Below are 20,827 nucleotides of genomic sequence, written 5' to 3' on the forward strand. Positions count from 1 at the left end.
CAGGGCCTCACTCGACGACCATCAGGGGGGCGCCGAACTCGACCGGGCTGCCGTCATCGACCAGGATCCGCTTGACGGTGCCGGAGCGGGGGGCGGGAATGTGGTTCATGGTCTTCATCGCCTCGACGATCAGCAGCGTGTCGCCTTCCTCGATACTCTGGCCGATCTGGACGAAGGGGGCTGAGCCGGGCTCGGCCGCGAGATAGGCGGTGCCGACCATGGGAGAGGTCACCACGCCCGGAAGATCGGCCGGGTCCTCGCTGGCCGGAGCCGCAGGTGCCGTGGCTGCCGGGGACGCCGCGTGAGCCGAGGGCGCAGGCGCGGGATGTGCCGGGGCGGGCATCATGGCCTGCATCGCGACCTGTTTGCCCTGTTTGGACAGGCTGACGGTCAGCCGGTCATGTTCGCCATATTCGCGCTTGACCGACAGTTCGGCCAGATCGCTTGCATTCAGCAGTTCGGCCAGTGACTGGATAAAGGCCACGTCGCCATCGTGAAGCTTGCCGTCTTTCGAATCGTTGCTCATGCAGTCCTCTGCCGTGTTTTCAGGCCGTCCTTCCGGTGGAAGGCGGCGATTGTGCCGCTTATAGCCCCCAAGCCTGCCCGAGGGGAAGGGTTTCGCGTCAATCGGGCCGATTTCAGCGCCCTGCCGTTTTTTGCGGCAATCCCCATCATTCCCCGCGCGCGGCCTTTTCCGCCAGTCCCGAAACGCCCTCGCGACGTTCCAGCTCTGCCTCGACATCGGCCAGGGTCAGATCCCGTGCGGCCAGCATGACCAGCAGGTGATAGATCACATCCGCGGCCTCCGATGTCAGGCGCTCGCGGTCGCCGCGGGTCGCCTCGATGATCGCCTCGATGGCTTCTTCGCCGAATTTCTCGGCGCATTTCTCGGGGCCCTTGGCCAGCAGCTTCGCGGTCCAGCTACTTTCCGGATCGGCGGATTTGCGAGCCGTCACCGTGGCGGCCAGCCGGTCGAGCGGGCGAGGGCGGTCGGATGGCGTCATGTCAGCCTCATCGGGATGCCGGCCGCGGCCATATGGGCCTTGGCCTCGGCGATGGTATAGGTGCCGAAATGGAAGATCGAGGCGGCAAGGACGGCGCTGGCATGGCCCTGCGTGACGCCTTCGACCAGGTGATCCAGCGTGCCGACCCCGCCCGAGGCGATGACCGGGATATTCACCGCATCCGCGATGGCACGGGTCAGGGGCAGGTTGAAGCCCGCCCTCGTGCCGTCGCGATCCATGCTGGTCAGCAGGATTTCCCCGGCGCCCTTTGCCTCGACGAGGCGTGCGAACTCGACCGCGTCGATGCCCGTCGCTTGCGCCCGCCATGGGTGAAGATCTCCCATCTGCCGGGGGATACGGTCTTGGCATCGATGGCGGTGACGATGCATTGGCTGCCGAAACGGTCGGCGGCGGCAGCCACGACATCGGGATCGGCCACGGCGGCAGAGTTGAAGCTGACCTTGTCGGCCCCCGCCAGCAGCAGGTCGCGCACATCGCGATGGCTGCGCACGCCGCCACCCACGGTCAGCGGCACGAAACATTGCTCGGCCGTGCGGGTAACCAGGTCGAACATGGTGCCGCGATTCTCATGCGTGGCATGGATGTCGAGAAAGCAGATCTCATCGGCCCCCGCCGCGTCATAGGCGCGCGCGGCCTCGACCGGGTCGCCGGCATCGACCAGGTCGACGAAATTCACGCCCTTGACCACGCGGCCATCGGCAACATCGAGACAGGGGATGATCCGGGTCTTGAGCATCGTGTTTCCTTGAAAGGTCAGCGCAGCGCCGCCAGCGCCTCGCCAAGGTCCAGGGCCCCATCATAAAGCGCGCGGCCGGAAATCGCACCCGCGATGATGCCGGTCCGGGCCAGTGCAGTCAGGTCGTTCAGGCTCGATACACCGCCCGAGGCGATGACCGGGATATTGACCGTCCGGGCCAGCGCCTCGGTCGCCGCGATATTCGGCCCCTGCATCGCCCCGTCACGGTCGATATCGGTATAGATGATCGCCGCCACGCCCGCATCCTCGAATTCGCGGGCGAGATCGGTGGCCTTCACCTTGGTTTCGGTCGCCCATCCCCGTGTCGCCACGCGGCCGTTGCGGGCGTCGATGCCCACGGCAATGCGGCCCGGAAAGGCATCCGCCGCCTCGCGCACCAGGGCGGGGTTCTCGACCGCGACGGTGCCGAGGATGACCCGCGTCAGACCGCGTTCAAGCCAGGTCTCGATCGTGGCCATGTCGCGAATGCCGCCGCCAAGCTGCGCGGGGATGTCGATCGCGGCCAGGATCGCCTCGACCGCCGCGGCATTCACCGGCTTGCCCTCGAAGGCGCCGTTCAGATCAACCAGGTGCAGCCATTCCGCCCCGGCATCCCGAAAGGCCCGCGCCTGTGCCGCCGGGTCAGAGCCGAACACGGTCGCCGCCTCCATGTCGCCGCGCAGCAGGCGCACGCAATTGCCGTCTTTCAGGTCGATGGCTGGGTACAGGATCATCTCGGCTCTCGCTGTCATCGGTTCCCGTCTCCTTTGCCATCTCGGCAGCCGAAGGGAAAGGGTGTCACCTCACGTCATCCTTGCCATGCGGTGATTTTGCGGCACAAACTGGCAGATGACATCCGAGGAGGAATGATAATGAGAAAACTGTTCATGGCCGCGGCATTCCTGCTTGGCGCGACCGCCGCCGCCGCGGCAGCGGACCCGATCGAGGGCGTCTGGCAGACCCAACCGGATGACGGCGCCTTCGCCCATGTCACGATCGCCCCCTGCGGCAACGCCTTTTGCGGCACGATCAGCCGGACCTTCAAGGACAAGGCCGAATATGCTTCTCCCAATATCGGCCGCCAGATCGTGATCGACATGGCTGCAAAGGGCGGCGGCAATTACGAGGGCAAGGTGTGGCGGCCCGCCAATAACAAGATCTATATGGGCAAGGCGCAGGTCTCGGGCGAACAGATGAGCCTTTCGGGCTGCGTCGCCGGCGGGCTGCTGTGCAAGAGCCAGACCTGGGTGCGCATCCAGTAAGCTGTGTTCCCGTCTCGCCAATGGATGGCGGGCGGCGAGCCGGTAGCGCTTGGGACTGGTGCATCGGTTGAAAGGGGGACTGTCCGTCCCCCTCACCCCCCCGAGGATATTTCCGTGAAGAAGAACGGCAGAAGCGCATCTTGCGCGATGCGGGTAAGTGCTCTGCCGCTCCGTTCTACTTGCCACGCGGATCGATCAGCCGGGCCAATACGGCATCGCGGGTGATGCGTCCGCCGCCCTCGACCGGCACCATGCCCTCCGGGGCATCGGCCAGAAGCCCCATGATCTCGCGGACCGGCATGTCGGCGGGCACGGGCGCGCCCTCGGCCTCGCCCGGTTCCGCGATGTCAGAGGCGGTCAGCACGCCGAGCGGGTTCATATGGGCGACGAAATCGGCGACGTAATCATTGACCGGATTGGCGATGATCTCGCGCGCGGTGCCGATCTGGACGATCCGGCCTCCCTCCATCAACGCGATGCGGTTGCCCAGCTTGAAGGCCTCGTCCAGGTCATGGCTGACGAAGATGATCGTGCGCTGCGTCTTAGCCTGCAATTCCAGCAACTCGTCCTGCAGGCGGGCGCGGATCAGCGGATCGAGCGCGCTGAACGGCTCGTCCATCAGCAGGATCGGGGCTTCGGTCGCGAAGGCGCGGGCAAGGCCGACGCGCTGCTGCATGCCGCCTGACAATTCCCCGACCTTGCGCTCAGCCCAGTCCGTGAGGCCCACGGTTTCAAGCTGCCGGTCCACGCGATCCTGCCGGTCACTGGCGGACATGCCGGCCAGTTCCAGGCCCAGCCCGACATTCTCGCGCACCGTGCGCCATGGCAGCAGGCCGAATTGCTGGAAGACCATCGCCACATGGCGCAGGCGCAGGTCCCGAAGCGAGCGATTGCCGGCGCCGGTGACCGAGATCATCTTGCCGCCGTCCCAGACACGAACCTCGCCCCGGCAGACATGGTTGAGCGCGTTGACCGCGCGCAGCAGCGTCGATTTGCCCGAACCCGACAGCCCCATCAGCACGAGGATTTCGCCCTGCCGGACATCCACGCTGCAATCATGGACACCCAGGACCTGCCCGGTCTCGGCCTTGATCGCGCCGCGTTCCTGGCCCTGGTCCATCAAGGGCAGGGCGGTTTCGGGCCGGTCGCCAAAGACGATGCTGACCCGGTCGAATTCGACGGCGTTCTGTGTCTGCCCGTTCATTTCCGGCCCTCCATCCGCAGCATCCGGTCAAGCATGATCGCCACGATGACGATGACGAAACCCGATTCGAAACCGAGCGAGGTGTTCACGCTGTTCAGCGCCCGCACCACCGGCACGCCAAGGCCAGAGGCCCCGACCAGCGCCGCGATGACCACCATCGACAGCGACAGCATGATCGTCTGGTTCAGCCCGGCCATGATCTGGGGCAGGGCGCTTGGCAGTTCCACCTTCCACAAAAGCTGCCGCGGGGTCGCGCCAAAGGCGGTGGCGGCCTCGATCAGCGGCTCGGGGGTCGAACTGATGCCAAGCTGTGTCAGCCGGATCGGCGCGGGCAGCACGAAGATCACCGTGGCCAGCAGGCCCGGCACCATGCCGATGCCGAAGAACACGATGGCCGGGATCAGGTAGACGAAGGTCGGCAGGGTCTGCATCAGGTCGAGCACCGGCCGCATCCACGCGTAAAGCCGGGGGCGATGGGCGGCGGCGATACCGATCGGCACCCCGATCGCCATGCAGACGATGCAGGCCGCCAGCACCAGCGTCAGCGATTGCAGCGTCTCTTCCCAGTAACCCTGGTTGAGCACGAAGAGCAGGCCCAGCCCGATCAGCAGGCAGGTCTTCCAGCTTCTCTGCAGGGCCCATGTCAATGCCACCGCCAGCGCGATGAACAGGAAGGGATGCGGATATTCCAGCGCCGCGAGGATACGGCCGATCAGCCATTCCATCACGGTTGCCACGGTATTGAACAGCCATGTCGCATTCGCGTTCAGCCAGTCGAAAACCGTCTTCGCGGTGTTTCCTACCGGGATCTTGTTGTCGGTGACCAGGGAGGTCAGCTCTTCCATCGGATGTCCTTTCGCTTGCCTGGACCCGCGCCGCACCGAGCGGATACGGCGCGCCCGGTCTTGCTATTGCTGCAGGAAGGCGGCGATATCCGCCGCAAGCTTGTCCGGTTGTTCCCAGAACATGTTATGGCCCGCGCCTTCATAGGTCAGGCGTGTCGCGTCGGGTAAGGCGTCTTGCAGCCAGTCTTGCGTCTCCTGGCCGAAAAGCGGGTCCTGATCGCCCCAGAGAACGGCAACCGGCGCTTCGATCCGCGGTGCCAGAAGTGTCCAGTCCGTTGCGCTGAGCGATTGCAGCACACCCAGCCAGACATGATGCGGAACCTTCGCACCCTCGGCCCGTTCGCGGTCCAGGAATTCTGCCGGCACCGGGTTGGGGTTCGAGAACCAGTCGCGCATGAACTGGCTGTCGGGATCAATCTTCCCGGGCAGTCCGGGAACATTGTCCCACAGCCATTGCGTCGGCTCGGCGGGCATCCGTGTCGTGCTGGAGATCAGCACCAGCCGGTTGACCCTTTCGGGTTCCGTCGCGGCCAGGTAGGCGCCGGTGATCGAGCCGAGCGAATGGCCGACGAGATCGGCCTGCCCGATCTCCAGCCCATCCATCGCCTTTGTCACATGATGGGCCAGATCGGCCGGGCCGTAGCAGCAATCGGGGGCCGACGAGATCCCGTGACCGCGCAGATCTATCGCGACGATCCGGCGGCCGGGCAATGTCTCGGCCAGGGTGGGCGCCATCAGCGACCAGCTGCGGCTGTTGTCGGTATAGCCATGGATCAGCACCACCGGGACGCCCTCGGCCTCGTCCGGAGCCGCGCCGAGTTCGACATATCCGGCGACCAGTTCCGGGCCGACGGATATCGTCTTGCGGGCGGCGTCCCAACCTGCCTGGTCCGGCGGCCCGGCCAGGGCCGCGAGCGGCAGGGTTGCCGCCGCGGCAAGCGCAGCGAAGGCCAGCCTCATCCCTCAAGCGCCTCGTTCAGGGCGCCTTGCGGGTCGTTGCCATCCACCGTGGTCACGCCATCCAGCCATGGGGTCGCGGCGTCGGGATTGGCCTGCAGCCATTCCTTCGCGGCATCCATGGGATCCTGGCCGTCATTCAGGATCTTGCCCATGACCTCGTTTTCCATCTCCAGCGTGAATTCCAGGTTCTGCAGGAATTTCCCGACATTCGGGCATTCCTCGACATAGCCTGCGCGGGTATTGGTGCGGACTTCGGCGCCGCCCAGGTCGGGGCCGAAAACATCGTCGCCGCCGGTCAGGTAGGTCATCTCGAATTGAGCGTTCATCGGATGCGGCTCCCAGCCAAGGAAGACCACGGGCTTGGCCGCGCCGTCGGCGCGCGACACCTGCGCCAGCATCCCCTGTTCGCTCGATTCGACCACCTCGAAAGTGCCCAGGCCGAACTTGTCCTCGGCCACCATTTCCAGCAGCAGGCGGTTGCCGTCATTGCCGGGCTCGATGCCGTAGATCTTGCCGTCCAGGTCGTCCTTGTGCTCGGCGATCTTGCCGAAATCGTCGATACCCAGATCGGCGCCGGCCTTGTTCGTGGCCAGCGTGTATTTCGCGCCGGTCAGGTTGGTGCGGACGGTATCGACGGTGCCCGCCTCGGCATAGGGGCCGATATCGGCCTCCATCGTTGGCATCCAGTTGCCCAGAAAAACATCGACATCATCGGTGGAGAGCGCCGTATAGGTGACCGGCACCGACAGGATCTTGGTCTCGGTCTGGTAACCGATCGCCTGCAGCACGGTCGTGGCCAGCGCGGTCGTCGCGGTGATATCGGTCCAGCCGACATCCGAGAAGACGATCTCCTGGCATTGCTCGGACTCCTGGGCGAAACCGGCGGTGGAGGTGGCGGCTGTCAGCACCAGGACGGCGGTGAAACGGGTGAGGGTCATTATGTGCTCCCTGTGTTCTTGATTGACCAGTCAATTAAAGATCGGTTAGACTGCAAAAGCAACCGAAAACTCCGACAGCGGATATCCAGATGCCGAAACTTGGGGCCGAACCTATCCGAAAAGCCGCGTTAATCAACGCCGCCATTGCCGAGATCGGGCGGGCGGGGTCCCTTGACGTGACCGTGGCCCAGATTGCGCGTGCCGCCGGCATGTCGCCCGCGCTGGCTCATCACTATTTCGGTTCGAAGGAACAGATTTTCCTGGCGGCGATGCGCCATATCCTTGCAACCTATGGAAAATCCGTGCGTGCGGCCTTGCCGGGGCAGGGGCCGCGCGCACGGCTGGACGCCATCTTGACCGCCAGCTTCGCACCACAGAATTTCCAGCGCGAGGTGATCAGCGCATGGTTGAATTTTTATGCACTGGCCCTGCTGAATAATCAGGCAGCACGCCTGCTGCGGGTCTATCACCGGCGCCTGCGGTCGAATCTGATCGTGGCGCTGCGGCCGCTTACCGATCATCCCACGAATATCGCCGACACATTGGGGGCGCTGATCGATGGGGTCTACCTGCGGGCGGTGCTGACTCCGGGGCCGACCGACGGCGCCGCCGCCCTGAACATCATCAACGATTATCTTGAAGAGGCACTCGCATGAGTCTGAACGCCCAACCCACCGCCAGCCTGTTCATCGACGGACGCCCGGTCGAGGGCGAGGGCGCGGCGCTGCCGGTCCTTTACCCCTATACCGGCGAAGAGATCGCCAGCCTGCGCGAGGCCTCGGGCGATCAGGTCGCCCATGCCTGCCGGGTCGCAGCGGCGGCTCAGCCCGCTTGGGCCGCACTGGCACCGGTCGAGCGTGGTCGGGTGCTGACCCGCGCCGCCGCGATCATCCGCGAACGGAACGAGGAGCTGTCGCGGCTGGAAACGCTGGATACCGGCAAGCCGATCCAGGAAACGCTGGTGGCCGATTGGGAATCGGGGGCGCAGGCGCTGGAATTCTTTGGCGGGCTGGCTGCATCGATCACCGGCCAGATGATCCCCCTGGGGCAGGACTGGGCCTATACGCGGCGCGAACCGCTTGGCGTCTGCGCCGGTATCGGGGCATGGAACTATCCCAGCCAGATCGCCTGCTGGAAGGCCGCTCCGGCGCTGGTCATGGGCAATGCCATGGTCTTCAAACCCTCCGAGGAAACGCCCCTCGGCGCGTTGAAACTGGCGGAAATCCTGCTGGAGGCGGGGCTTCCCGCAGGGGTCTACAACGTCGTGCAGGGTCGCGGACAGGTCGGCGCGGCGCTGACCACCGATCCCAACGTGGCCAAGGTGTCGCTGACCGGCTCGGTGCCCACCGGCCGCCGCGTCTATACCGCCGCCGCCGAGGGGATGCGTCACGTCACGATGGAGCTTGGCGGCAAGTCGCCACTGATCGTTTTCGACGATGCCAACCTGGAAGACGCGGTCAGCGCGGCGATGCTGGCGAATTTCTATTCCTCGGGGCAGATCTGCTCGAACGGGACGCGGGTATTCCTGCAAGAGGGCATCCGTGAAGCCTTTCTCGACCGCCTTGCGGAACGTGTCCGCAATGTCCGCATGGGCGATCCGCTGGATCCCGAAACGCAGCACGGCCCCATCGTCAGCCCCGCGCAGGCCGGAAAGATCCGCGCCGCCATCACCGCGGGCGAGACCGAGGGCGCACAGCTTGTCTGCGGCGGGTTGGGCGAGGGCGCCTTCATCCCGCCGACGGTGTTCACCGATGCCTCGGACGAGATGACCATCGCCCGCGATGAAATCTTCGGCCCGGTCATGACCACGCTGGCCTTCTATGACGAGGAAGAGGTGATCCGCCGCGCCAATGCGACCGGCTTCGGGCTGGCGGCAGGGGTGTTCACGCAGGACCTGACCCGCGCCCATCGCGTCGTCGGACGGCTGGAGGCAGGCACCTGCTGGATCAACACCTACAACCTGACCCCGGTCGAGATGCCCTTCGGCGGCGTCAAGCTGTCGGGGTTGGGGCGCGAGAATTCCGCCGCCGCGATCGAGCACTATTCGCAACTGAAATCCGTCTATGTGGGCATGGGTGGCGTTGACGCGCCCTACTGATCCGCCCCGCCGTTCTGGAAAGATGCAGCAATGAGCCAATCCGATTATGTCATCATCGGCGCAGGCAGCGCCGGTTGCGCACTGGCCTATCGCCTGACCGAGGCGGGCCGCAGCGTCACCCTGATCGAGTTCGGGGGCAGCGATATCGGCCCCTTCATCCAGATGCCGGGCGCGCTCAGCTATCCGATGAACATGTCCCGCTATGACTGGGGATTCTCGTCGCAACCCGAGCCTCATCTGGGAGGGCGGCGGCTGGTCACGCCACGGGGCAAGGTGCTGGGTGGTTCCTCTTCGATCAACGGTATGGTTTTCGTACGGGGGAACCGCAAGGACTTTGAATATTGGAAGGAATCCGGTGCGACGGGCTGGGGCTATGACGATGTTCTGCCCTATTTCAAGCGCATGGAGACATGGCATGGCGGCGTCTCGGAATGGCGCGGAGACAGCGGTCCGCTGCATATCACCCGCGGCAAGCGCAAGAACCCGCTGTTCAACGCCTTCATCGAGGCCGGAGCACAGGCGGGCTGGCCGCGCACCGACGATTACAATGGCGAGCACCAGGAGGGTTTCGGCCCGATGGAGGCGACCATCTGGAAGGGCCGCCGCTGGTCTGCGGCCAATGCCTATCTGCGCCCGGCCCGCAAGAACGGCCGGTTGCAGGTGATCCGCGCCTTTGCCCGCCGTATCCTGCTCGAAGGCAATCGCGCCTACGGCGTCGAGATCGAGCGCAAGGGACGGATCGAGAAGATCACGGCGGGGCGCGAGGTGATCGTCTCGGCCAGTTCGATCAATACGCCGAAACTGCTGATGCTGTCCGGCTTCGGCCCGGCGGACCACCTGCGCGAACACGGGATCACGCCGCTGGCCGACCGGCCGGGCGTCGGGGCAAACCTGCAGGACCATCTTGAAATATACATGCAATACAAGGCGCTGAAGCCGGTCAGCCTGTATACTTACTATAATCTGCTGGGCAAAAGCCGGGTCGGGATCGAGTGGCTCTTGCAAAAAACCGGCCTTGGCGCGTCGAACCAGTTCGAAAGCTGCGGCTTCATCCGTTCGGGCGAGGATATCGATTATCCGGATATCCAGTATCACTTCCTGCCGCTGGCGGTGCGTTATGACGGCAAGGCTGCGGCCAAGGGGCACGGGTTCCAGGCTCATGTCGGCCCGATGCGGTCGAAATCGCGCGGCACCATCCGGCTGGCCTCGGGCGATCCGGCGGAGGCACCCGAGATCCGCTTCAATTACATGTCGCATCCCGATGACTGGAAGGAATTCCGCGCCTGCGTGCGCCTGACCCGGCAGATCTTCGATCAAAAGGCGTTCGAGGAATATCGCGGCGACGAGATCCAGCCGGGTGCCGATGTGCAAAGCGACGAGCAGATCGACGCCTTCATCCGCGAACATGCCGAATCCGCGTTTCATCCCTGCGGCACCGCAAAGATCGGTCGGCCGGATGATCCCATGGCCGTGGTCGATCCCGAACTTCGCGTCATCGGGGCCGAGAATCTGCGCGTGGCCGATAGCTCGGTCTTTCCGCGTATCACCAATGGCAACCTGAACGGTCCCTCGATCATGGTCGGGGAAAAGGCCGCCGATCATATCCTGAAAGGGTAAATTCCCGGCCGGAGCGGGCGCTCTCGATCAAGAAAGCGCCCGACGGTTATCCGACGGTGACCCGGGTGAACAGTGCCGACAGGTCCACCGTATCGCTGCTGTTCAGCGCATCTGCGTGATCGTTCAGGAAACTGTCGGCGGCCACGCGCCCGGCCTCTTTCATCCGGGTCAGCATTCCCGGCTCGGGCATCATCTTGGAACGCGCGGAGAGATCGTTCATCAGCGTGTCGTCAAGGATCATGTGGATCAGCGGAACCTTCATCGCCCGGTCGCCCAAGCGATCCTCGGCATCCAGTTTCTTGACGAAATTGATCGCCCGCAGATCGGCCATCAGCGCCGAGTTGAAACTGATCTCGTTGACGCGGTCGCAATCTCGACCGGGGTTCTGGGCACGCAGTCGCGGATCATCGGGTTGATATTCACGATCACGATGTCGCGCGGCAGATGGGCGCGATAGAGCGGGAACAGGGCCGGGTTGCCGGTAAAGCCGCCATCCCAATAGGCGTCGGTCTCGCCGGTTTCCGAATCCCGGATCTCGACGGCGCGAAACAGGCTTGGCAGGCAGGCCGAGGCCATCACCGCGTCGGGTGTCACCTGGCGCCCCGTAAAGACGCGCATGCGCCCCGTGCGCACATTGGTTGCCGCGACGAATAGTTCTGGCCCCTGTTCGGTGCTGAAATCCGGATAGGGCAACTCGTGCAGCACCGCCGCCAGCGGATTGACGTAGAAAGGACCGTAATCATACGGGCTGAAGACCCGTGTCATGCTGTCCATCCATGCGGCGGGAGAGAACATCTCGGTCAGGCGATGGAAACCGCGGGGCATGGGAATCAGCGAATGCATCCAGCGCACGACATTGTTGTCCGAGATCTGCCCGACCTCGCCCCAGAGACGATCGAGATTCTCCCGCGCTGCCTGCCGCCCCCTGACGCCGCTGCGACGGGACAGCCCGGCTTTCAGTGCCGCGCCGTTCAGCGCCCCCGCCGAGGTGCCGGTGATCGCCGATATCCTCAGCCAGTCCTCGTCCAGGAGCCGGTCCAGAACGCCCCAGGCAAAGGCGCCATGCGCGCCGCCGCCCTGCAATGCGAGATTGATGCTTTTTTCTTTCATGTCCCGGTTCCCGAACTCGATACAGGGGCAGCATAGAGCATTTACCACACCGGGCGACACCGGTTTTCCGTCCGAAAATAAGCACAAAACAAGGAGCTATGGATTCGTGAAATGAGATGGGCTTCCGAAACGCCATGGCACCGCCATGGGCAGGGCGCGAACCCTTGAAAAAGCGAAGGCTCCGGCCGGGATACCCGGCCAGAGCCCCTGTCATGGGATCGGTATGCGATCAGTTCGACATTTCGGCACCCGCCTCGACCGAGGCGTCGGCTTCGACTCCACCGGTGACGGGCAGCGCATTTCCGACTGCCTCGGCCGCCCCTTCGGTCGCTTCCGTCGCCGTCGACAATCCGGTCTCCGCGGCATCGGCGGCCACGCTGCCTGCCTGTTCGAGCCCCTGTGCCGCATTGGCTGCACCCTGGGCGGTCGCTTCGGTGGCTGCCTCGGTCGATGCTTCGGCCGAAGCCGCCGCCGAGCCCGCAGCCATCGCCTCGGCTTCCTCGACGCTGATCATGCTGTCGCCATCCGTGTCATATGCTTCCAGCGTTGCCTCGGCATGGGTGTCGAAGGCCGTCTGCAGCTCGGTCATGTCGAGCTGGCCATCGGCATTCGCGTCCAGCTCGGCGAACCCGGCAGCATATGCGGGTGCAAGCATCGCGACGGCACCCAGGCCAGTCAGGGCGGAGATCACTCCGGCTTTGATCATCGATTTCATGTCAGACTCCTTGAGGTTGATTAACTCGACGGGTTTTTTGTCCACGACCTTAACGGGACAGGACAACCGCACGTTCCCGTGCATCGATGGTTTGCGTATTTTGGGCATTATCTTGCCGGGGCTGCGGGGGCGGGTTGGCCGTTTTCAGCTAAGAACACTGACGATATCGAGAGAAACCGGTGACTGGATCGAACCTGTCCATGGCATCGGGCGATCTTGCTGCGCGGCATGGCCGGTTCCCTGCCGATGATCCGTGGGTTTTCCTCCTTGCGGCGATATTGCCGGCAGGGTTCGGGGCGGCTAGGGTGCCGCCGAAACGCTCGCCGGGAGCAGATGAAGGAGGACGGCCATGCAATCTGCCCTGGCTTCGGGCTATCACGACACCGCGCCGGGAACGGTCGCAACCGTGGTGACCTCGTTCGAGATGCGCAGCCCCCCGGCACCGCGACCGGAACGCGAGGCCGGCGATTGGCGGCTCGAAGATTGGCACCGGCCTCCGCCCGCGGAATATCGCAGCCTGTTCCGTCGTGTCGGCGAGGACTGGCTCTGGTGTTCGCGGCTGATGATGGCGGATGACGAACTGACCGCGATCATCCATGATCCGAAGGTCGAGATCCGCAGGCTTGTCACCCCCGAGGGGGTCGGCCTGCTGGAGCTGGACTTCCGGGGCGGGGATGAATGCGAGCTGGCGTTTTTCGGCCTGTCCCCGGAACTCATCGGCAGCGGCGCGGGGCGCTGGTTGATGAACCGGACCCTGGAAATCGCTTGGGCGCGGCCCCTGGCGCGGCTATGGGTGCATACCTGCACGATGGATCATCCGGCGGCAGTGGATTTCTATCGCCGCTCGGGCTTTACCCCGATCCGGCGTCAGGTCGAAATTATCCCCGATCCGCGTCTGAACGGGCTGCTGCCCGAAAGCGTCGCCCCTCATATTCCCTGCCTGCCGGGATAGGTCAGTCCTCGGATTGCGCCTCGGCACGGCTCTTGCCCGCGACATCCATCGCCAGGGTGGCGGCCATGAAAGCGTCCAGATCGCCGTCCAGAACGCCTTGCGTATCGCTGGTTTCCTCGGATGTGCGCAGGTCCTTCACCATCTGGTAGGGATGCAGCACATAAGAGCGGATCTGGTTGCCCCAGCCAGCATCACCCTTGGCGTCATGCTGCGCCTGGATGCTTTCGGTGCGCTTGCGCAGCTCCATCTCGTAAAGCCGTGATTTCAGCGCTGCCATGGCATTGGCGCGGTTCTGGTGCTGCGACTTCTCGGAACTGGTCACCACGATTCCGGTGGGGATATGGGTGATCCGCACCGCCGAATCGGTGGTGTTCACATGCTGTCCGCCCGCGCCCGAGGAGCGGTAGGTGTCGATGCGGATTTCATTATCGGGCACGGTGATCTCGATATTCTCATCGACCACCGGATAGACCCAGACAGAGCTGAATGAGGTATGCCGGCGCGCCGAGCTGTCGAAGGGGCTGATCCTCACCAGCCGATGCACGCCCGATTCCGATTTCAGCCAGCCATAGGCGTTATGCCCGGTGATCTTGTAGGCGGCGCTGCGAATCCCGGCTTCGTCCCCGGCGCTTTCGCTCATCAGCTCGACCTCGTAACCCTTCTTCTCGGCCCAACGCACATACATGCGTGCCAGCATCGCGGCCCAATCGCAGCTTTCCGTGCCGCCCGCGCCGGCATTGATTTCGAGGAAGGTGTCATTGGCATCCGCCTCGCCATTCAGCAGCGCCTCTAGCTCTTTCTGTGCGGCCATCTCGGCCAGTGCCTTGAGATTGCCCTCGGCCTCGGTGACCAGTTCCTCGTCGCCCTCTGCTTCGGCCAGTTCGACCATCTCGGCATTGGCGGTCAGATCGCCTTCGATGCGCTTGTAGGTGTCGATGGCATCGACCAGCGCCTGCCGCTCGCGCATGAGCTTTTGCGCCCTCGCCGGGTCGGACCACAGATCCCCGGCCTCGATCATCGCGTTCATCTCTTCCAGCCGATGTGGAGCGGTCTGCCAATCCATCCGCTGCCCCAGCAGGTTCAGCGAGCGTCGGATGGTTTCGATAGTGGACTGCGTCTCGGCGCGCATGATCGGCTCCTGGGGCTCTTGCGTCAGGTCAGGGGTGATAGCGCGCGCAGGGCGACACGACAAGTCCAAGCCCGAATACGATCTTTCATGAGCTGTCAGGAAAAATGCGATCACTGCTGGAACAGGCGTGTCACCAATCCGCTTCGCAGCAGGGTTTCAGTTGACCAGCGCGACAGCGTTCTTGAGATGACGTGTCGCGAGCTTGCGGCCAAGCGCCCCTTTCACGAGCCTGCGCGCCGATTCAGGCTTGAAGCCATCATCGTCACGAAGCCGGGGAAAGATCTGGTAAATTTCCTTCAACGCCTCCTTGCCAATCGATTTCAGAGCCTCTGGCCCGGTATAGAGGCTCTCGGTCCTGGCGCCGTTTGCCAGGACGACCTCGTGCCGATCGAACATGAAATGCCAATATTCGACCCCGGTCATATCCTCGGCGAGTTCGATCCCGTCAATGGCCAGCAATTACTTGGCGGCAACCAAAACCTCGTCGGTTCCGAACATGCGCTGTGCGATTTTCGAGCGGACCAGCACACGGTGCTGCGGAGAGACAACCAGTTCGCTAGTCGGTGTGTTCTTGCCAAGCACACCGGCTCGGATTCGGATGGGGCGCAGGTTCGGAGCTTTTTTCAGATGGATCGCGGAAAGCTTGCGCGAGCCGATCCAGCGGATTGGCTGAGGGCCGTTATCGGCGGTCATGACCAAGTCGCCGGATCGCAGATCTTCCACTGCAAGCGTACCACTAGCCGTCTCGATCATTGTTCCGGCTGTGAAACAGGGTATGGTGACATTCTCGATATCCCGGTATTCGATAATCGTGCCGTCATCCAGGATGACTTTGCCGCTTTCCGAATTTTTCGGATCTATTTCGTGGCTGACAATGCGACCGGCAAGAGCCTTCAGGTCAAGCGTATCGTTATCATCGGAACCTCCGCCGCCGTCGATAAGGAATGGATTTGAATTTTCCTTGATGGCAGAGAATTCCTTCCCGATCTCGATCGTATCGGCGCCGTAATTCGCTGTTATATCCGGCCCGGTCAGGTAATTTCCGCTGTAAGAACTTTCAATCGTTCCACCCAGGAAAAAATAGTCATTGGCATGACTGGAACTTATGGAGGCACCGGCATATCCGCCTGGTGTGAATGTAACATGCGAGCCGGCTTCGAGGACAAGCGAGCTGCCATGCGTTGATCCGATATTGATCCGGGCAACATCCACGACCGCTGTAGATGTGATCGTTACGGTATCCTCACCCTCGCCCGACGCGATCTGGTCATAGGTGGAACCGTTCCCGACATGGCCGGAAATGGTGAGAGAATCGTCGCTGTCCGCCAGGATCACCGATCCGTTGACAATTGCGCCTTCATGGATCATGACTGCGTCGGCGGTGCCATCGACAGGCTCGCCCCCTGACAGAACATTTCCATCGATAAGGACATCGGGACCGATCGAAAGCGTATCATTGCCGGATTGAAGGTGAACATCCTTGGCGATGTGAACCCCGTTCGCAATGGTGATTGAGTCGTCGCCAGTACCGGCGTCTATACCGCCAATTCCATTCGCGGCACCGATCGAAATCGCGTATTCATCGGACCCTGCGTAACCGGATCCGTCCACGATGATGGTGTCCCGACCTCCGCCGCCACTGAGGCTGCCGCCTATCTGGGTTTGTCGTGGGGGCAGATCATCTGCGGAATTGTTGAAAACCTCTATCGTGTTGGAATGTGTTCCGTAACCGCCGAGCTGGATGGTGCCCTCAACAACGCCACCGGAATCCAGAAGGATGGTGTGATTTCCGGCGCCGGTCGCGAAGCTGCCGGTATAGGTGCTGTTATTGTCGATGACGTAGTTGGCGTCGTTATCGCCCTGGTTGATGTTACCGGAGTAGGATTCCCCGTCGGCGGCAACTTCACCCTGTCCCGTTCCATCGGAGTTTTTTACAGATATAACCACGAAACTTCCTTACCCTTGACCGAACAATGTTAACCAGATGCGCATAAATCGCGTGAAGGCGACTGCATTCGCTTTCCGCTAAATGCGTCGATTCACATGTGAAAATGCGTCTCTTCACCGGGATCTGTAAATGGAAACTTGACTGGCTGGTTAATAGGCGCCCATGGCATGGTAAGGCAGGGAGTCCGCCAGCACGGATCAATGTTCCGCCGCATCGATATTACAGCCGTCGGTTGATAGCGCTTTTCCCGCAACGATCAGGATAGCCGCGTATTCTGCTCGTCGGATCATTCCCCCGAGAGATCGCCCCCCCATAGGCTCGCCCCGGGTCACGCGGCCCGAACGCCTGTTCCGGTCCAGCATGCCCCGGCTTCGATCAATACAGCCCGCCCGAGGACATCGTCCCGAAATCCGCTTTTTTCGGGATCACCTTGCGCTCTCCGGTCGAGGTGGTGACAGCGGTTCCGCCATCGGATCCGGCCTCCCAGGGGAGCACCACATTCTCGTCTCCGAAACCGGCGACGACATAGGGCGACAGCCAGTCGGGATCGGTGCCGTCGCGGAAATATTCGGCGATGACATTGGGGCCGTTCGCATCGTCGGGCAGGCGCTGGCCGGTCACGCGGTCGATCTTGACCCAGTAACCGCCGGGCGGAACCTTGAATTCGCTGCCGCCGAATTCCTTCACCGCCTCGCGCATGAAGGCGTTGAAGACCGGCACGCATAATGTCCCGCCATAGGCATGCGAGCCCAGGCTGCGCGGCTGGTCGTAGCCAAGATAGCAGCCGGCCACGATATTGCTGGAAAAGCCGATGAACCAGACATCCTTGGCGTCATTCGTGGTGCCGGTCTTGCCGGCGATCGGCACCGGCAGGTTCACGCCCTTCCCCGATCCGCGCGCGACCACGCCTTCGAGCATCGAGGTCAGCTGATAGGCGGTGACGGCATCCATGACCCGCTCGCGATTGCTGTCGATCACCGGCGCGCGGCCGGCGGGCAGGGCCTGCAGGCCGCAGGTCTCGCAGACCCGGCGGTCATGGCGATAGATGGTCCGCCCGCGACGGTCCTGCACCCGGTCCACCAGCGTCGGCTCCACCCGCTCGCCGCCATTGGCGAACATCGCATAGGCGGCGACCATCTTGAACAGCGTCGTCTCCTGCGCGCCGAGCGAATTCGCCAGGAAGGGCTTGAGACGGTCGTAGACGCCGAATTTCTCGGCATATGCCGCAACGGTCTCCATGCCGATATCCTGTGCGATGCGGATCGTCATCAGGTTGCGCGACTGCTCGATCCCGGTGCGCAGCGGGGTCGGGCCGTAATGGCGGCCACTGGAATTCTTCGGCTCCCACAATCCGGCGGGAGTGTTCACGCGGATCGGCTCGTCCACGACGATCGTGGCGGGGGTGTAATTGTTGTCCAGCGCGGCGGCATAGACGAAGGGCTTGAAGCTGGAGCCCGGCTGCCGCTGCGCCTGCGTGGCGCGGTTGAAGACCGAGGACTGGTAGGAAAATCCGCCCTGCATGGCGATGACGCGGCCGGTATTGACATCCATCGCCATGAAGCCGCCCTGGACCCGGGGGACCTGCCGCAGCGTCCAGCGGATGAAGCTGCCGTCGCTGTCGCTGGTCATGGCGCGCACCAGCACCACATCGCCGATTTCAAGCAGATCGCTTGCGACCTGCGCGCGGGACGCGAGGCTGCCATCGGACAGCCGCTTGCGCGCCCATTGCACGTCCTGGGCCGGGATCCAGTGGCCGTCGGCATCCTCCTCGATGCCCTCGATGCCGATACGGGCATCCTGCTCGCCCTGTTCCAGCACCACCGCCGGATACCAGCCGGGAATGTCGCGCGGCACCTGCAGATCCCACAGCGCGCCCCGCCAGGACGCCTCGTTCGCCAGTTTCCCGGGCGGGATCGTCTCTCCCGTGCCGTTCCAGATGCCAAGACCGCGGTCGTATTTCTCGAGCGCCTCGCGCAGCGCATCGGCGGCCTGGTCCTGCATTTCCGGGTCGATGGTCGCGCGGATGGTCAGCCCGCCGCCGAAGAATTCGTCATGCCCGAATTCGCGGCTGAGCTGACGCCGGATCTCGTCGGTGAAATAATCGCGCGACGGCATCTGCTCGCGGAAGGAGGGATAATCGCCATTCTGCACGGATTTGAGCGGCAGTTTCGCCTCGGCCTCATAGGTGGCCTCGTCGATATAGCCGTTCTGCCACATCTCCCGCAGCACGTAATTGCGCCGCTCGGTCACCCGCTCCTTGGCGCGGACGGGGTGATAGCGGCCCGGTGCCTGCGGCATGGCCGCCAGCATCGCGGCCTCGTGCGGGGCCAGTTCGGACAGCGACTTGTTGAAGAATGTCTGCGCGGCGGCGGCCACCCCGTAGCTGTTCTGGCCAAGATAGATCTCGTTCAGATAGAGTTCGAGGATCTGGTCCTTGCTCAGCGAATGTTCCAGCCGCGAGGCGAGGATCAGTTCCTTCACCTTGCGCTCGACGCTGCGGTCGCTGGAGAGCAGGAAATTCTTCATCACCTGCTGGGTGATGGTCGAAGCGCCCCGCACGCTTTCTCCGCCGCTGCGGACCGCTTGCCAGATCGCGCTGCCAATGCCCCGGATGTCATAGCCCGGATGATCGTTGAAATGCTTGTCCTCGGCGCTGATGAAGGCCTGTTTCAGCAGGTCGGGGATTTCCTCGACCGGAACGAAGATCCGGCGTTCCTCGGCGAATTCGTCGATCAGGCGGCCTTCGCTCGAATAGATCCGGCTGATGGTCTTGGGCGTGTAGCGCGCCAATTGCTCATGGCTGGGCAGGTCGCGGGAATACATCCAGAAAATCCCGCCAAGGGTCAGCGCGATGAAGAAACAGGCGGTCACGAACCACGAGAAGATCGAGCCGAAAAATGAGAGAATGCTGCGCAGCACGGAAGAGAGGCCTTTCGCTGTTTGTCCCAGTCTATAGCGGGAGCATCAACAAGCGTCAAAACAACACTGGGTCATCGGAACGCGGCAAATTGCGGGCCGCCGGAGGGGGATTGCCGCGCGGGCAAGCCGGGTTCGGAAAGGCCGGGTCATTCAGTGCCGCAGATTCGTTTCGCGGAACCGCTCGTCCCTTGCCCAACCGGAAATCGCCTCGACAAGCACCCGCACCATGCGGGCGCGCCATTGCGGATCGGTCAGATTGGCACGGTCGTGCTCATCGGTGATGAAGCCCAGTTCGAGCAGGGCCGAAGGGATGTCGGGGGATTTCAGCACCGAGAATGCCGCGCCCTGGATCGGCCGGTCATGCAATCCGATCCCCTGCAAGGCCATGCGCGAAGTCAGGAAACGGGCGAAATTCTCGGATCTCGGTTGGGTATCGGTGCGGGCGAAATCCATCATCACCGAGGCCAGCCCGTCATCCTTGCCGGTCAGGTCTATCCCCGACAGCAGGTCGCTGCGATCATGGCGCGTGGCCAGTTGCCTGGCCGCCTTTCCATTGGCCTTGGGATTCCAGACGAAGATGGTCGCCCCCGCCGCCTGACCGCTCGGCAGGGCATCGGCATGGAGCGACAGGAACAGGTCCGCGCCTGCATCCCGGGCCATGGTCATCCGCTTCTCAAGCCTGACGAAGCTGTCATCTTCCCGCGTCATCCTGACCGTGACGCCCTGCGCCTCCAGCGCGGTTCGCAGCTCTTTCGCAAAGCCCAGGACCAGGTCGGCCTCGGTCTCTCCGCCCGCCTGCGCGCCGGGATCGAAGCCGCCATGCCCGGGATCCAGCACCACCGTCAGGCCTTCGGCATCGGCTGTGGGGGGAGGCAGATCGGCGGGGGCGGGCAGGTTGCGCAGCGCCGCGGTGGCACTGGGCAGCGGAGCGAACTCATCCTCGGCGACCGGCTCCAGCCTGACCCGGATGACCGGCTGCGGAGCCTTGGTCCGCTGGCTTGCGCTGGTGATCCTGTAGGGGCCGGGAAGTTCCACCACGATACGGGACCATCCTTGCCGGAACGCGCCCCAGCGGATCGCCGGGACGGCATCGTGGCCGAACAGATCCTCGGTCCGCAACCCGCTGAAATCGGTCTCCTTCAAATCGACGATCAGCCGCACCGGATCGCCCACGATAACGGCGCGATAGGGCACCGCCCGGCTTAGCGCGAGTTCAAGTTCCAGTGTCGGTTCGCGGCCCCAACCCCATCCCCAGCCACTCTCCTCGGCGGTCAGGGAAGAGGCGCCGACAAGTAGCCGCGCGGCCTCTTGCGCCGGGGCGGGGGCGGGGATCAGCAGCAAGAGGCTCAGCAGCAGCCATCTGGGCAAG

16 protein-coding genes and 3 pseudogenes are annotated in these 20,827 nt (G+C 63.5%); 5 read left to right on the top strand and 14 right to left on the bottom strand.

What is annotated here, in order from left to right; all coding sequences use genetic code 11:
- Nucleotides 1-7 precede the first annotated feature (7 nt).
- From accB to hisA, 4 genes and pseudogenes are all read right to left on the bottom strand, one after another.
- Entirely contained in the window at nucleotides 8-526 is a 519-nt protein-coding gene (gene accB / locus A7A09_RS12705) for an acetyl-CoA carboxylase biotin carboxyl carrier protein (RefSeq protein WP_106691748.1), read from the bottom strand.
- A gap of 145 nt (nucleotides 527-671) precedes the next feature.
- Entirely contained in the window at nucleotides 672-1,004 is a 333-nt protein-coding gene (locus A7A09_RS12710; protein WP_106691749.1) for a phosphoribosyl-ATP diphosphatase, read from the bottom strand.
- Nucleotides 1,001-1,761 (bottom strand): annotated as a pseudogene (hisF, locus tag A7A09_RS12715) (imidazole glycerol phosphate synthase subunit HisF). Before hisF ends, A7A09_RS12710 begins: the two are co-directional and overlap by 4 nt.
- Nucleotides 1,762-1,778: 17 nt before the next feature.
- Complete coding sequence (gene hisA / locus A7A09_RS12720; RefSeq protein WP_106691750.1) at nucleotides 1,779-2,495, bottom strand: 1-(5-phosphoribosyl)-5-[(5-phosphoribosylamino)methylideneamino]imidazole-4-carboxamide isomerase; 717 nt, start codon at nucleotides 2,493-2,495, stop codon at nucleotides 1,779-1,781.
- Between the two features lie 138 nt (nucleotides 2,496-2,633).
- Here hisA and A7A09_RS12725 point away from each other — a divergent pair, with 138 nt between their 5' ends.
- Nucleotides 2,634-3,023, top strand: a complete 390-nt coding sequence (locus A7A09_RS12725; RefSeq protein ID WP_106691751.1) for a DUF2147 domain-containing protein — start codon at nucleotides 2,634-2,636, stop codon at nucleotides 3,021-3,023.
- 175 nt (nucleotides 3,024-3,198) lie between these two features.
- Here the strand turns inward: A7A09_RS12725 and choV are convergent, their stop codons facing one another.
- The 4 genes from choV to choX all read right to left on the bottom strand — a co-directional run bounded on the left by choV (nucleotide 3,199) and on the right by choX (nucleotide 6,970).
- Nucleotides 3,199-4,227, bottom strand: coding sequence for a choline ABC transporter ATP-binding protein (gene choV / locus A7A09_RS12730; RefSeq protein ID WP_106691752.1), 1,029 nt, complete (start codon nucleotides 4,225-4,227; stop codon nucleotides 3,199-3,201).
- Complete coding sequence (gene choW, locus A7A09_RS12735) at nucleotides 4,224-5,072, bottom strand: choline ABC transporter permease subunit (RefSeq protein ID WP_106691753.1); 849 nt, start codon at nucleotides 5,070-5,072, stop codon at nucleotides 4,224-4,226. Before choW ends, choV begins: the two co-directional genes overlap by 4 nt.
- A gap of 63 nt (nucleotides 5,073-5,135) precedes the next feature.
- Entirely contained in the window at nucleotides 5,136-6,032 is an 897-nt protein-coding gene (locus A7A09_RS12740) for an alpha/beta fold hydrolase (protein WP_106691754.1), read from the bottom strand.
- Nucleotides 6,029-6,970, bottom strand: a complete 942-nt coding sequence (gene choX / locus A7A09_RS12745; protein WP_106691755.1) for a choline ABC transporter substrate-binding protein — start codon at nucleotides 6,968-6,970, stop codon at nucleotides 6,029-6,031. Before choX ends, A7A09_RS12740 begins: the two co-directional genes overlap by 4 nt.
- A gap of 89 nt (nucleotides 6,971-7,059) precedes the next feature.
- Here choX and betI point away from each other — a divergent pair, with 89 nt between their 5' ends.
- From betI to betA, 3 genes are read left to right on the top strand one after another with little or no spacing between them, the layout of a single operon-like run.
- Nucleotides 7,060-7,626, top strand: a complete 567-nt coding sequence (betI, locus tag A7A09_RS12750) for a transcriptional regulator BetI (protein ID WP_106691756.1) — start codon at nucleotides 7,060-7,062, stop codon at nucleotides 7,624-7,626.
- Nucleotides 7,627-7,628: 2 nt separating this feature from the next.
- Nucleotides 7,629-9,068: a betaine-aldehyde dehydrogenase gene (gene betB, locus A7A09_RS12755; protein WP_211341127.1), complete on the top strand. Its 1,440-nt coding sequence runs from the start codon at nucleotides 7,629-7,631 to the stop codon at nucleotides 9,066-9,068.
- Between the two features lie 30 nt (nucleotides 9,069-9,098).
- Nucleotides 9,099-10,685, top strand: a complete 1,587-nt coding sequence (betA, locus tag A7A09_RS12760; protein ID WP_106691758.1) for a choline dehydrogenase — start codon at nucleotides 9,099-9,101, stop codon at nucleotides 10,683-10,685.
- A 46-nt stretch (nucleotides 10,686-10,731) separates the two neighbouring features.
- On the opposite strand, the pseudogene A7A09_RS12765 reads toward betA, so the two are convergent.
- Together A7A09_RS12765 and A7A09_RS12770 are read right to left on the bottom strand one after the other, a co-directional pair.
- A pseudogene (locus A7A09_RS12765) lies at nucleotides 10,732-11,795 on the bottom strand (patatin-like phospholipase family protein).
- Nucleotides 11,796-12,024: 229 nt separating this feature from the next.
- Nucleotides 12,025-12,510, bottom strand: coding sequence for an EF-hand domain-containing protein (locus A7A09_RS12770; RefSeq protein WP_170167099.1), 486 nt, complete (start codon nucleotides 12,508-12,510; stop codon nucleotides 12,025-12,027).
- Nucleotides 12,511-12,859: 349 nt separating this feature from the next.
- Between A7A09_RS12770 and A7A09_RS12775 the strand changes: the two genes are divergently transcribed.
- On the top strand, nucleotides 12,860-13,462 hold the full coding sequence (locus tag A7A09_RS12775) for a GNAT family N-acetyltransferase (RefSeq protein WP_106691760.1): 603 nt from the start codon (nucleotides 12,860-12,862) through the stop codon (nucleotides 13,460-13,462).
- Between the two features lies 1 nt (nucleotide 13,463).
- On the opposite strand, the gene prfB is transcribed toward A7A09_RS12775, so the two are convergent.
- The 4 genes and pseudogenes from prfB to A7A09_RS12795 form a co-directional block, all read right to left on the bottom strand.
- Nucleotides 13,464-14,591 (bottom strand): peptide chain release factor 2, encoded by a 1,128-nt coding sequence (gene prfB, locus A7A09_RS12780; RefSeq protein WP_106691761.1) that lies wholly within the window; start codon nucleotides 14,589-14,591, stop codon nucleotides 13,464-13,466.
- Nucleotides 14,592-14,747: 156 nt separating this feature from the next.
- Nucleotides 14,748-15,959: pseudogene (locus tag A7A09_RS21860) on the bottom strand (Hint domain-containing protein).
- 955 nt (nucleotides 15,960-16,914) lie between these two features.
- On the bottom strand, nucleotides 16,915-19,458 hold the full coding sequence (locus A7A09_RS12790) for a penicillin-binding protein 1A (RefSeq protein WP_106691762.1): 2,544 nt from the start codon (nucleotides 19,456-19,458) through the stop codon (nucleotides 16,915-16,917).
- 150 nt (nucleotides 19,459-19,608) lie between these two features.
- The gene (locus tag A7A09_RS12795) at nucleotides 19,609-20,826 is read right to left on the bottom strand and encodes an N-acetylmuramoyl-L-alanine amidase (protein WP_245999325.1); all 1,218 of its coding nucleotides are present in this window, start codon (nucleotides 20,824-20,826) and stop codon (nucleotides 19,609-19,611) included.
- Nucleotide 20,827: the final 1 nt, after the last annotated feature.

Source organism: Paracoccus methylarcula, assembly GCF_003007735.2.
In the GTDB taxonomy this organism is placed as follows: Bacteria; Pseudomonadota; Alphaproteobacteria; order Rhodobacterales; family Rhodobacteraceae; genus Paracoccus; species Paracoccus methylarcula.